At 43.6% G+C, this 13,684-nt stretch carries 8 protein-coding genes; 2 read left to right on the plus strand and 6 right to left on the minus strand.

Annotation, left to right across the window (positions count from 1 at the left end):
- Positions 1-342 precede the first annotated feature (342 nt).
- Positions 343-1,293, plus strand: a complete 951-nt coding sequence (locus BJP34_RS22665; protein ID WP_070394297.1) for a putative 2-dehydropantoate 2-reductase — start codon at positions 343-345, stop codon at positions 1,291-1,293.
- A 416-nt stretch (positions 1,294-1,709) separates the two neighbouring features.
- Here BJP34_RS22665 and BJP34_RS22670 read toward each other — a convergent pair whose 3' ends face one another.
- The 6 genes from BJP34_RS22670 to BJP34_RS22695 all read right to left on the minus strand — a co-directional run bounded on the left by BJP34_RS22670 (position 1,710) and on the right by BJP34_RS22695 (position 10,027).
- A complete protein-coding gene (locus BJP34_RS22670; RefSeq protein WP_158517394.1) occupies positions 1,710-2,741 on the minus strand; it encodes a glycosyltransferase family 2 protein in 1,032 nt (343 codons plus the stop codon).
- Between the two features lie 314 nt (positions 2,742-3,055).
- Positions 3,056-5,224, minus strand: a complete 2,169-nt coding sequence (locus BJP34_RS22675; protein WP_070394299.1) for a GumC family protein — start codon at positions 5,222-5,224, stop codon at positions 3,056-3,058.
- Positions 5,225-5,458: 234 nt separating this feature from the next.
- Positions 5,459-6,847: a polysaccharide biosynthesis/export family protein gene (locus BJP34_RS22680; RefSeq protein WP_070394300.1), complete on the minus strand. Its 1,389-nt coding sequence runs from the start codon at positions 6,845-6,847 to the stop codon at positions 5,459-5,461.
- Between the two features lie 167 nt (positions 6,848-7,014).
- Positions 7,015-7,824, minus strand: coding sequence for a cyanoexosortase B system-associated protein (locus BJP34_RS22685; protein ID WP_229423971.1), 810 nt, complete (start codon positions 7,822-7,824; stop codon positions 7,015-7,017).
- Between the two features lie 142 nt (positions 7,825-7,966).
- On the minus strand, positions 7,967-8,854 hold the full coding sequence (gene crtB, locus BJP34_RS22690; protein WP_070394302.1) for a cyanoexosortase B: 888 nt from the start codon (positions 8,852-8,854) through the stop codon (positions 7,967-7,969).
- Between the two features lie 3 nt (positions 8,855-8,857).
- Entirely contained in the window at positions 8,858-10,027 is a 1,170-nt protein-coding gene (locus BJP34_RS22695; RefSeq protein WP_070394303.1) for a DegT/DnrJ/EryC1/StrS family aminotransferase, read from the minus strand.
- Positions 10,028-12,393: 2,366 nt separating this feature from the next.
- Here BJP34_RS22695 and BJP34_RS22700 point away from each other — a divergent pair.
- Positions 12,394-13,665 (plus strand): glycosyltransferase family 4 protein, encoded by a 1,272-nt coding sequence (locus BJP34_RS22700; protein WP_070394304.1) that lies wholly within the window; start codon positions 12,394-12,396, stop codon positions 13,663-13,665.
- The last annotated feature ends 19 nt before the right edge of the window (positions 13,666-13,684 follow it).

Genomic DNA, 13,684 nt, shown 5'->3' on the forward strand with positions numbered 1-13,684 from the left:
CTAATCATTATTAAACTAATCTTAACTTTTCTCGGCTATCCTAGACAGATTACAGTAAATGAGTAGTTTAAATGAGCTTAACCCCTTAAATAGCAAGGGATTCAACAAAATAAAAAGCCATTGTATTGATGCAATCGCTCTAGTTGATGTAGTTGATGTAGGGTGGGCAGTGGATCACACAGATCCCAAACCTTGCCATCGGGTTGCTAGGCACTGCCCACCATCGGATCAATCATAAGTTGATCTAGGGTGGGCAGTGGATCACACAGATCCCAAACCTTGCCATCGGGTTGCTAGGCACTGCCCACCATGGGATTCATCATAATCGTTATACTTCTCAAAATGTCAAATCGAACCTATGGAATTATCGGCACCGGAGCTATTGGCGGATTCTACGGTGCCAAACTGCAAAAAGCCGGTCATCAAGTCAGCTTTTTACTCCGTAGCGACTACCACCATGTTGCCGAAAACGGTTTAATTGTAAAATCAGTAGATGGTGATTTTACTCTGCCGGAAGTAGATGCTTATAACGATGTCAAAAAAATGCCCAATTGCGATGTAATTGTAGTGGCATTAAAGGCGACGCAAAATCATATATTAGTAGAGCTATTGCCGCCATTAATAAACAAAAATACCATAGTATTGCTCTTACAAAACGGTATAAACGTCGAACCAGAAATTGCCAAAATTATAGGAAATAATACCCTAATCAGTGGGTTGTCTATTATCTGTTCTAATAAAGTAGGACAAGGCCAGATTAATCACATCGACTATGGTAGTATTATCCTAGGGCAATATGCGGCTAACTATCAAGCTGCTGGCATTACAGAAGAAATCAGGGAAATTGCTAGGGATTTTGACACTGCAGGAATTCCTATTGAGTTGAACGAAGATTTGCTCTTAGCTAGGTGGAAAAAATTAGTTTGGAATATTCCTTATAATAGTCTTTCCGTAATTCTAAATGCTAGAACAGATGAAATTATGGCCAATGCCGATACGCGGCGTTTAGCAGAACAAATAATGCAGGAAGTGCTAGCAGGGGCAAAGAGTTGCGGGCGGATACTAGGCGATCGCTTTATCCAAAAAATGCTCGACCATACCGAAAACATGAATCCTTATTTAACCAGTATTAAACTGGATTATGATGGAAAAAGACCCTTGGAAGTTGAAGCAATTGTCGGCAATCCTTTGCGGATGGCAAAGAAAGCGGGAGTTGATTTGCCCATGATTTCTATGCTTTATCGACAGTTGAAGTTTTTGGATATTAGAAATCGGCTAGAGTGCATCTCATAGTCAGTAAATGTAGGGTGGGCAGTGGATCAGACAGATTCCAAACCTTGCCATTGGATTGATAGGCACTGCCCACCATCGGATGAATCATAATGATTATACAGCTCAATTAAAGGAGTAAATGTAGGGTGGGCAGTGGATCAGACAGATTTCAAACCTTGCCATTGGATTGATAAGCACTGGCCACCATAGGATGAATCACTTAACCCAGATTTACTAATCAAAAAAAAGTAGAGACTGCATCAATAAAATCTCTACCAAATCTGATAGTATTGGCCACAAATTAAGGCAATAGGCAAAAGTAAAGAGGGTTTTAAGGTAATAATATCCCCCCTGATTAAGGTTCCCCCCTTATTAAGGGGGGTTAGGGGGGATCTCTACTCCCTACTCCCTACTCCCTATTCCCTATTCCCTATTTCCTACACAGTCACCGAAGGTTTACTGCTGACATTTTCCACTAAATTGTCAGCAATCCCAGTCTCAGGAAATGCGCGCTTAATCACATAGGATTCTAACAGTGTGCGCAGCCAACTTGGACACCAGCGACGCTGACAGAACTCCAATAACTTTCTCTCGAAACTTCCCTCTTGAGTTGACCACTTAGCTGGGAGTTGACGATTCTCAATCACCCACTTCCAAATCGACCACATTGAAGGATCATCTTTAGCCAAATTCCACTTTTTGACTTGACGAGAGAACACATCTCGTACAGATTGTTCATTCCATTTAAATACATAAAATGGCACATCATCCTGGTCAAACCGAGTGATCTGTCGAGGATTGAGGAAAGTGATTCTAGATTTAGGTTCCAGGAAAATTGTCTCGCCTAAATCCGTTGCCTGCATACATAAATCCGTATGACTCGCCAAGCTATCAAAGACTTCATCCAGTTCAATAGACTTGATCAGAGAATGACGAGCTAGGATACAATGAAACTCAATAGAATCTACTGGGCTGCGACGTAAATCCTGCTCAACATCCCGTAATTTAGTAGCGTAGAGCAACTGCTTTTGCTCAAACCACTTTTTACCATGCTTTCTTTGGTGAAACTTGGTTTTAATCCCAGCAACATGTACCTCAATATCAGGAGACCCTGGTTGCCCTTGTAAAATTAGGGGAGCAACGATACCAGCTTGCTCTTGTTCAGCACACTCAACCAAACCTTTTAACCAACCAGGCTCTACAATCACATCATTGTCAATAAAAACAATGTAATCCGCATCCTTAACAAACGGTAGAGCTATGTTACGAGCAACATTCGATCTCAAATAGCGTCCGCGATGGATCAAAGTCATGAATTCGTGTTTATCTGCCTGCTGTTGCAGATACTCATGCACAGATGATGGAGCGTTGCCGTCTACATAGATTAAGTCAAAAGGATAACAGGAATAATCAGCAATAATACTGTCCAGGGAAGGCTTTGTTAAACTAAACCGCTCCCTCTGAGTCACGATTAATGTTACCTTAGATAAAGCCATAAGCTGATAGATTAACCACGTTATGATTTGCTTCAAGTCTATCAGTTACAAATAAAAAAAGCCCACTACTTTAGTATTACTGAATCAAGCAATTCTGGATAATTATAGCCGTTCTTATACTAATTCTGACTCCCCATCTCCCCATCTCCCTATCTCCCTATCTGCCCATCTCCCCTACTCCCTACAACCTCTGACTCCCCATCTCCCCATCTCCCCATCTCCCCATCTCCCCACACCTCCCACACCTCCCTCTCTTTCCCGACTCCCGACTCCCGACTCCCGACTCCCTACTCCCTACTCCCTACTCCACTAGTAACTTTATGGTTCTGTGCTGGAGTTTGAGCCACAGGAGCATCTACCGTTGGATACCCCCTGCCAGTATCCACAGGAACAGGGGGTTGTAGCTGCTTGATATCGTTGATAACTGCTCCCAACAGTACCTCGTTTTCATCTAACTCTTCGATCACCTGAGATAAAATACTTCCCTGGGTATAGCCTGGTCGAGTCACCAACACAATCCCATCAGTAAATGGTTGTAGTAATAGGGCATCATTACAACGAGACAGACTAGGCGAATCAACTACAACAAAATCAAAGCGACCACGAGCATCTTCCAGCAAATGCTTCATTTCACTCGATTCTAGGATCCCCGCAGCTTTGCGCAGGGGACCGAGACTAGGGAGAATCGAGAGATTTTCAAAATCTTGGGCTAAATGAATACATTCACTCTTAGAGCCATAGAAGCGCAAAGGTTCCAGTGGCGCGTCCATCAGGTGAATCACGTCTTGAGATTGAGCTACAGAATGCGATCGCAAATCCCCTTCTACCAACAGAGTACGCATACCGGCCTGGGCAGATGCGATCGCTAAATTGTAAGCCACGATCGTCTTTCCCTCATTCCCTGCTGTACTAGTTACCAACACCACTTTTACCGCAGGTTCCTCCCGCAGACGAAGATTAGTGCGGAACCGTTCGTAGAACTCCAACTCCAAAGCCTCTGGTTGGGTTATGATAGCAGCTTCACCCCGGTAGGACTTGAGACCGATTGTCGGTAAATCCCCCAGTAATGGCACACCATTGTCCCGAAGTATGGGCTTAACATCCTCTGGCGTGTATAAAGTATTATCCAGAGTTGATAGCAGCAGAATCACACCAGCACCTACAACAATACCGATTACACCACCTATTGCCAAAGTAACGATCGGATTACTTGCTGTCTGGGCCTGAAGTGCTCTCGGTTCTGCAATCCCAGCGATCGCAAGACTACTCTCAGTCTCTGCCTCAGCTATTTTGCTATCTGCTAATGCCGCCTGCAACCGATTGTAAAATTCCTGCTTAAAAGCAACTTGCTGAGCCAGTCGCCCTCGCTCCAGCTGCTTATTGGGCAGCTGCTGATATTGCTGTCTTAGTTCCTGTTCCGTTCTTTCGGTAGCTGCCAACTGCCGTTGAAGTGCTTCCCGCTGGGTTTGCAGAGCTACCAACTGATTAGCCAGTGCCTGCCGTGCCGGGTCGAGGGTACTGTCTTGGCGGATTTGACTGGGCAATGGAGAGGTAAACCCATTACCACCGAGAACTTCACCAGCACGTTCCTGAAGTAAAGTCTCGTAAGTCTGCTGCTGTTTGCGCAACTCAATCATGGTTGGATGTTGCGGACGCAACTGGCCCTTGAGAAGTTCCATCTGTGTCTCAGTATCCAGAATCTGAGCTCGCAGACTAGCAATAATCGGGTCAGCACTAAGGGCAGAAGACGTGTAGGCTTGGTCAGGGGTCAAACCTAGCCGTTCGATTAGGCTAGAATATTGAGCCTCAACCCCCTCTAGCTGTATCTCCAGACTACGTTGTTGCTGTTGGCTACCAGTTATCCCACCCACTAACGTCCCATCTTGAGCAGCAAATAAAGCTGGTCCTTGTACACGGTCATACTGTTCCAGTTTTTGTTCCGCTTCCCTTAGTTCCTGCTCCGCCTTAGGCAAACGTTCTTCTATTACTTCAATAATCCGTCTTAGTTGTGCTGTGTTGATAAAACGGCTCTGTTTCACCATTTTCTCCATCAGCATTTGGACGATGGTTGCAGAAATTTCCTTATTCTTATCCCTATAGATTACCGAAATAAATTGTGGTCCTTCTGGCTTTGGCAATTTCACCACTGTATTTTTAACAATGTCTTTGGAGCTGACTTGCATCCCAGCTGCTACTTCCTTAACCACATTGTCTGCCAGCAGCGTTTCCGGTGTCGCCCTTTGTTTACCTTGTTCTGAAATCTGTACCCCTGTCTGGGAAAATACCTTCACAGGAGTGGTATATACCAAGCGACCTTCAGCTCGGTAAATAGGAGCTGGCGTTGGCTGTATGGCAACAATCCCCGATATGCCAGTAATCAGGAAAAACGTGGCAAAGCCGATTAACTTATGCTGATTGAGAGCAATCAGGTAACGTGTGACAAAAGGGGGAGTCATAAGTAGTTTCCGCTATTGTTAAGGCAGCAGTGATCGAAAAAATCCTCTAGCCTATTCCTATTTTTACCGCTGAGTCAACAGGGACTCTCAGCAGCAGTTACAAACCGAGACAGCTACTGGAGTTTTCTGTCCATTCATTAAGGTATCCGGAGATTTTTGTGCTGTCGATGGAAAAGCTAACCCACTAGGGGAGAGCTTTCACTTGGTTTCTGCTCCAGTCATACCCTTACCTCCTCAAAACAGGTCTTGTATTTCCTCAAAAAAGTTCTGGAATCCCAGAAAATCACTAAAGGGTCGAGTCACCAGACTCAGAGCGGCAGAAATCTTAGCAACAAGACTTCGACCCACCACGATCACATCTTGATCTTGAAGTGGCACATTTTGGGAAACATCACCCTTTAGTAGCTTTTCCCCATCTAGTTTTTGAGTAACTGCTTTGCCCTGTTCTGGATCAAAACGAATTAAGGCAATGCTATCCAAATCAGCATCATCTGGGTTAGGAGAAATTGCTGTTAAGGCATCAATAAACGTACTACCATTAGCTAATGTCAAGTTACCAATTGTGCCATTAGGATAGCTCAACACTCGAACGCTGATTTGTTGTTGAGCTAGATTAGAACGAGCTACCAGCTGCCTATCATAATCGGTAGTATTACCCACCTCCAACTTTCGCACAATAATAGCATCCCCATCCCGGAGGTTCAATTCCGATGGAGTTGTTCCATTTTGCAGCGGTGTCAGCAAGTCAATTTCTCGCTCAATGATGGAATTATTCACCACCGACTTACGACGAATCAAAATAGTCCGCAAATCAGCAATCGTAGTAGTACCACCCGCAGCAGTAAGGGCTTGATTCGGTTGAGTTCCTGGTGCCAGGGGATAATAGCCTGGTCGAAACACCTCACCACTCACCGTAATCTGAACCTGTGGTGTACTCAGTAGGCTCACAACTACTTCAGGATCAATCACAAATTCATTTAAGACATTTTGAATTACATCTTGAGCCGCCTCTAGAGTAAGTCCCACCACTCGTAGCTTACCGAACAGTGGTACCACAATATTTCCGTCAGAATCAATAGCACTTTGAAAAGCCAGATTCGGAAAATTGGTCACACTCACTGCGATTACATCTTCTCGGCCTAGGTAGTGGCGATTAAATTCATCAGATGGACTCACCTCTGACAGAGTCTCTGGGTAGCCCAAAGGAGGTAACATTTCCTCCAACTGTTCCAGTCGATTCTCCTCTGAGACCGGTTCAGGGTTGCTCAACGGTGGTGGAGGTGGCAACGTTTCCGTTACCTCTATGGTCTCAGGGGTGGTCTCAGGGGTGGTCTCAGGGGTGGTCTCAGGGGTGGTTTCAGAGGTTTCCAGTTCAGTCCTTTCCCTTTCCCCTGATTCAACAGTTTCCCTTGTTTCCCGTTCCATGGAACTAAACGTAGGCAGCTGAGCGCGATCGCTAATCCCATCCCCAATATTGTCTACCGATGTCGGTAAATTTCCGACAAGCTTAGCCAAACCAGGGCTGACCCAAACTCCAGAACTAACCAGCGAGAATAAGACGGTACCCCCAAACAAAGATAAATTCAGAACTTGGTTACCAAATCTGTGGGTGTCAGTTGTCATTTTCCAATGGTCACGTATCATCTCAAGTCTGAAATCTCAAGTCTGAAGAGGCAAGTAGAAAGTCTGAAGAGGCAAGTCTTACGTTTAACTTCTAGTTGTCGATAAACGTTTTAGTCAACCCTAAGTGTTCCAGCAATCAACCGATTTCATCCTTGATCCTTGATGCCTCATCCTTGAGCCTTCATCTTTGAGCCTTGATCCTTATATCTTTTAATACTACTAGCTTGCTCCGCAAAAGGATCGCTCATCAAAGCAGTCTGAAGCATTTTACTGAGAGATTCGGCTATTGGCCTATAATTTTCAAGATCACCCAAAGGTTCTATGGGAATTTGGATATTCACCGCAACCCAAGGGACCCGTTTCCGGTGTAACTGAGCCAATTGATCAGCCCAGAACCAACGGCTAGGAGCAGGATTACCACCCTCTGGCCAGGCATACCATTGTACTATCGCAAAGGTTTGCCGCTGATTCCAGGCACGAAAGAAACGGGCGTTAACAACACTTTTGGGGTGGCTTTTGGGCTGGGTTGTGATGGTCGGATCCGCCTGGGTGTTCCCCTCAACATCAGATCCGTTGACCACAAACTTGATTTGACTATAAGAATCCGTCTTCCATTGTCCCAATCGTTGTCTCATAAATCCGCTAATATCTTCCCATTCTACCTGTGGCTGGGATTTAGGACCATTTTGGGGAAGCAAAAATAACCACACTGGTTTTTGCTGATCCTGCTCTATGAACTGCAAAGACCATTTATGGCCGCCAATCCTGATGGTTTGTTGCTCAACAGTTTGCCAGTCAGATAGTTCTATTCCCGTCTTGCGGATAACTTTTATCTGTTGGAGGTTAGTCACTGGTGGCAGTTTTGCCCAAGGCCAGTTTCCTGTCAAGTAACCTGGTACTGCTCCGATTATTACCAAGACTAACAGCAACACCAGTAAGACTCCCCTGGAGATTTGCCAGGGCTGGATTAACTTCATTAAACTTACTGATTTCATCATTCTATAGTCTTTATCATAATTATGAGGTACACAGATTTTTTTTCCTATTCCCTGTTCCCTAAAATTTTAAAATTGTGTACCTCACCCAATAATTAAAAACTATAACCTTTAATCTTGATGGTTACCCAAGGGGGTCAAGTTGGCTGTCTGAGGGGAAGTATTTTTCAATGAACTTCATTAATAGAACCAACATCACTAACATCATCGCTGAATATAGGTCACCGCCCCAGCTTTCATGGAGCCAATGAAATGCCTGATCTTGACCACTGCCATGGAAAAAGGTAAGCACACTATTGCGGACAATATTAGCACTAACACTTATAACCACTGCACCGGATAACAGCCAAATAGTCTTTAGGCGTGACTCAATAGCACCGCTCCAGTAAAGCAACATCAAACTCACATACAGGGAAGTAAATAACATCTTAAGACCAGCACAGTGGGGCGCTACCTCCACAATTCGGTCACTTACGAACAAGTTAATCCCTTCGAGTCTGACATTCATCCCAAACTGAGTCAGAATAAAGGCAGCCATCCCAGCAATAAAACGTTGTAGGGGCAAGATATAAGGTTCAATCAAATAGGGAACTGCTGTTGGAGTTGCCAAAGCCACTAGCAGCAGGGGAAAACTTTGCAGCTTAAAGCCACCAATCCCTTTTAACCATAGGCTCATACCAGCTAAAACTATGGGAAACGATAAATTTACCAGTTCTGATTGACCGCTAAGATAGCTTACTCCTCCAATTATCAGTAAGACTACACCAAAGGGATGCGCTGTATCAGTCAGCTTATGCCACCGTCGTCGGTTTGTCCAGACAATATGGCCAGCAAACGGTAGCCCAATCAAACCATGGCTAAAGTATTCATGGGTAATGCTGATACTTTTGTTGAGCCAGCCATTATACCAATGCATCAGCACAGGACCATAAATAATGACTAGTAAAGCGATGATACAACCGTCCAGTAGATAGCGATCAATGGCAATAGGAATTTTGCGTCCAATTTGCATAGTTTAATTACTAATAACTAATGGCTGAAGCACCTCGAATAAGTTAGCTAACCCATCAACTACCTGGTCAATCTGCTCCTTGCTCAAGTTGGGATAAATTGGTAGAGATAAAATCTCATTGCACAGAGTTTCGGTATGGGGAAAGTCACCGGCTTGATATCCCAAGTACTTGTAAGCTGGCTGGAGATGGCAAGGGATCGGATAATGAATACCGGTTTGAATTCCCACTGAGGCAAGAGCATCTTGGATGCTCTGTCGGTTAAAGGGACATTGTTGACCTACCCGAATCACGTAAAGGTGGTAGACATGACCTGGCCCGCTGTGGTTTTCTATGGGCACAATCCCCTGACCTTCCAAAGCCCTGAGTAGATTGTCGTACTGCGCAGCTGCCCAGTAGCGTGACTGGTTCCACTCAGTCAAATAAGGCAGTTTGACATTGAGGATAGCAGCTTGTAACGTATCTAAACGGCTATTTTTGCCGATGTCGGTATGAAAATATTTGCGAGGTGCTCCGTAATTGCGAAGCGATCGCACTTTTTCTGCCACCGTAGCATCATTAGTGATTACCATGCCACCGTTACCAAAGCCACCCAAGTTTTTACTCGGGTAGAAACTAAATGCTGCCGCCTTGCCCACAGAACCAGCATAATAATCCTCTCGCTTTGCTAAGTGAGCTTGTGCTGCATCTTCAAAAATTAGTAAGTTGTGGGCATCAGCAAATGCCATTAACTCACTCGGAGATACCATCTGACCGTAAAGGTGCACAGGGACAATTGCCTTGGTTTTGGCTGTAATTGCTTGTTTGGCACTATCGAGATCAATTAGGGCAGTACGAGGGTTGCAATCCACCAAAATTGGCGTAGCACCAGCAGCTATGATGCCCATCACTGTAGCGATAAAGGTGTTAGCAGGACAAATCACTTCATCCCCAGCACTAATGCCAGAGGCTTGTAATCCAAGTGCGATCGCATCGGTCCCAGATCCCACTCCGATACCGTATTCGACACCACAAGCAGCCGCAAATGCTGTCTCAAAATTGATCAAGGCTTTACCGAGAACAAAATCTCCCTGCTGCACTACAGCTTGAATTGCCTGCTCTAGCTCGGTTTGAATAGGTCCGTGTTGTTGAGCTAGTGAAACGAAGGGAACTTTGACCGGAACTTGGTAACTCATCTATTTTGTCTAGGAATTGATAGTACACTGTATCGGTATTAACAGCACAGATTCACATCATTATTCTCTTCTTGAATGTATGTTGAATCTACATGAGTTAACACGCTATAACTGTCAAGATTTGGTAAAGTTAGAGCCACTGGTAGGAGTGAGTTATTGGGGCTTTGACCATAGCAGAAGCTCACTGACTTTCGGAAAATTGTATATAAATAAAGCGATCAGCTAATGAGGTGTAAACTTAGCCGTTTTGGTGGTTTGTCCGCCATTGTCCCATCCCCGGTTTACCCATTCCTACCGTTCTTGATTACAATTACAGCGTTCCCAAAACCACCGTGCCATGACACATCATTACCAAAAACCATCAAACATCTTACCCAAAAGTGGGCTTTTCCTTTACTTTAGGGGGAATTGGGTAATAGTTTAGGGTTCTGAATTCCTCTGGTTTACCAAACTTAGTCATGAAGGAGTGCTGAGTACAGAGTGTGGTGAATATCTCCTGCTGACCAATCCGGTAAATGCTTCGCGCTTATTGGTGGGACTAAGCACTATGCTGTTGCGATCACTTATTTTTGTAAGCCTTACTAGATCTTATCTCCCCTTTTCTTTACCATTTCTTCACAAATTTCTTCACAAAGTCTTTACTGATTTTTTAGTTTGGGCTAACCATTTAAGTCAAGATAGTTAGGAGAGCCCTTTCCTTGATAGCCTGATTCCCAATCCAGGTTTATAACCCCCTGTCAGCCATGCAAAGCGCGATTTAGTTTGGGCGAACCATTTAAGTCAAGATAGTTAGGAGAGCCCTTTCCTTGATAGCCTGATTCCCAATCCAGGTTTATAACCCCCTGTCAGCCATGCAAAGCGCGAGTGGGGGTTTCCAGGCCAGTTGCTCATGAGGGGAACCCCCATGACCCCATTGGCTCCCCAAGACCAAGCTGCATCGCTTTGCTGAAGTTTGGAGGTAATTCGCCAACACTGTTAATTTGCAAACACCGTTAGAGCAGGTCAGAAGCCTTAAAATAAGTCTCCCTCATTTTTTCCTCAACAGCTTATAAAGTCTATATCTTATTAATCCAGTAATATTTCCCAAAACTAGCTCCTAGCTAGGTAAGGATTTCAGATTTACCCATAGAGTGTTATAATAAGTCTATAGTTTCACATTTGATTCACACAATCTTTAAAATTATCTAATTGAAAATTAACAGCTGTTTTTGATAAGCTTTCCCGTAGTTCCTTTATAAAAACAGGTAGTGGGGCATGGTCACATAGTTCGAATCAATCGTTTGCTATAGTCCTATAGGGTTTCCATTTGATTTGTAAACAAAGCACCCTTTTGAACTCATATTTTCAGCTAGTTTTGCGTTCACAACTCATTTATAGTTATCTATCAAATATATCCCATTATAAGATAGCGATGCATCGCTAGAGAAACATCAATACTTAAAAAAGTATCTAAAATTATAGCAGGAGTGCCATTTATGAATTTATTTCCATCGGTTATGTATCTGCCTACGAATCTAGTGGTCAGTGCAGTTAATCCCTTAAAGTATCCAGATAGGAATTTATTAAACTAGGCTCTCCCGGCTTTGGGGTGATAAGGCAAGCTTATATCACGTAATTCCGCCAGTTCCAGCCACGTTGATTGTCGAATGTGTGCCTTTTGATACCTTTTAAATCCTAGATCTGGGAGATCCTTAAACTATTGGCTATTGGCTTAATTTTTTTTTAGTTAGTGTAAATCATTATCGTTATGGAATGGTGTTTTTGCCAGAGTTATCACCAATAATAAACAAAGTAGCATACCAAGTATTTATAGTATAAAATTGACGATAGTTAAGATGAGTTACTTAGTCCAACCAGTAAGTCTGATCGTTTTGATACCTAGATCAAAAGAACCAATAACTTGGAATAATCAGGAGGATTTATCCTAAGGGTGATGACTAATTATTGCCTCCTGCTTCAGAGGGTGATACTAATTTGGGTTTTCTGTCTCTATTTTTCTAAAAAATAGCGCCTAAGCACGTCTGTCTAACTTACTGCTCTATTGAGATGAATAGCTTTTGGTATATTCGGTGTTGGTTCATTGCATAAGCATCAACAGATAAAGCCGATTGACTATCTAGTGAGCAAGGCTATAACGTCGAAAGTTAAACCAAACCCTTTGAATTAGTAAAGTGAAAATTTTTCTCTTAAAGGTGAAAATTCAAACACTAAAGTATCTAGGATAATTAGACACCAGTTGCTAAGTAACTGATAGATATAACTCGCTAGATCTAGGTGTTTCGTGTAGGAATTGTAAAAAGCGATGCATCGCTTGTCCACCTGTCAAAGGTTAACTTGACAGACTACTCGCTCTACCAATAACATTCATGCGCATATTAATCTACTCCTATAATTATCATCCTGAACCGATAGGCATTGCCCCATTAATGACGGAACTGGCAGAAGGTTTGGTCAAGGCAGGACATGAAGTACGAGTCGTCACTAGTATGCCCAACTATCCCCAGCGCTCTATCTATGATAAATATCAAGGCAAGTACTATCTGACTGAAGAAAGAAAGGGAGTAATAATTCAACGCTCCTATGTCTGGATTCGACCAAAGCCTGGTGTAGTGACACGGATACTACTAGATGGTAGCTTCGTCGTGACCAGTTTGATTCAGGCTTTCCGGGGCTGGCGACCTGATGTGATTCTACTGACAGTACCGTCGCTGCCGGTTAGTGTGCCAGCTGCTTTACTTGGTTGGTTGTACAACTGCCCAGTATTACTGAATTTACAGGATATTTTGCCAGAAGCTGCTGTACAGGTTGGTCTAATTAGAAACAAACTAGCTATCCGTATCTTTGAAGCTTTAGAGAAGTTTGCCTACCACAGTGCTCATACAATCACTGTTATTTCTGAGGGATTCGTTGAAAATTTAGTAAGTAAAGGAGTACCATTAGACAAAATTACCTGTATCCCCAACTGGGCGAATGTTAATTTTATCCGTCCCTTACCCAAAGAAGGCAATTCCTTTCGCACTGCTTACCATCTTGATGGCAAGTTTGTAGTACTCTATTCCGGTAATATTGCCTTGACTCAGGGACTCGAAACAGTAGTGAAGGCGGCTAATCTGGTCAGGCATATTCCAGAAATTGTCTTCGTCATTGTTGGAGAATCTAAGGCTCTACAGCAGCTACAGCAAGACTGTCAGACTTGCAATGCTAGTAATATCAAGCTTTTACCTTTCCAACCCCGAGAGAAGTTACCAGAAATGTTGGCAGCAGCAGATATAGGTTTAGTTGTGCAAAAGCGTAACGTTGTTTCCTTTAATATGCCCTCAAAAATTCAAGTGCTATTGGCTTGCGGACGACCCATCATTGCTTCTGTGCCTTTGAATGGAACTGCAGCACGAGTTGTTCGACAAAGTGGTGGTGGTGTAGTGGTACCACCACAACAGTCCCAGGCTTTAGCATCTGCAATTGTCGAATTGTATGAAAATCCTGAGCAGGGGGTATCTCTAGGTCAACAAGGTAGAAAATTTGCTCTGAAGCACTTCGCCTATCAAAAGGCTCTCAACCGCTATGAAGCACTATTAACTCAAATTACTAAGAAGGCTAACCATAATTCACTGATTGAATTACAGCAGTTTTCAGATTGATAACCTAGGTCAGAGCAGA

It is taken from the genome of Moorena producens PAL-8-15-08-1 (genome assembly GCF_001767235.1).
Taxonomy (GTDB): Bacteria; Cyanobacteriota; Cyanobacteriia; order Cyanobacteriales; family Coleofasciculaceae; genus Moorena; species Moorena producens_A.

Coding starts and splice junctions, on each gene's coding strand:
- BJP34_RS22665 (WP_070394297.1), top strand. CDS start 343: ATGTCAAATCGAACCTATGGAATTATCGGCACCGGAGCTATTGGCGGA.
- BJP34_RS22675 (WP_070394299.1), bottom strand. CDS start 5,224: ATGACTCCCCCTTTTGTCACACGTTACCTGATTGCTCTCAATCAGCAT.
- BJP34_RS22680 (WP_070394300.1), bottom strand. CDS start 6,847: ATGACAACTGACACCCACAGATTTGGTAACCAAGTTCTGAATTTATCT.
- BJP34_RS22685 (WP_229423971.1), bottom strand. CDS start 7,824: ATGAAGTTAATCCAGCCCTGGCAAATCTCCAGGGGAGTCTTACTGGTG.
- crtB (WP_070394302.1), bottom strand. CDS start 8,854: ATGCAAATTGGACGCAAAATTCCTATTGCCATTGATCGCTATCTACTG.
- BJP34_RS22695 (WP_070394303.1), bottom strand. CDS start 10,027: ATGAGTTACCAAGTTCCGGTCAAAGTTCCCTTCGTTTCACTAGCTCAA.
- BJP34_RS22700 (WP_070394304.1), top strand. CDS start 12,394: ATGCGCATATTAATCTACTCCTATAATTATCATCCTGAACCGATAGGC.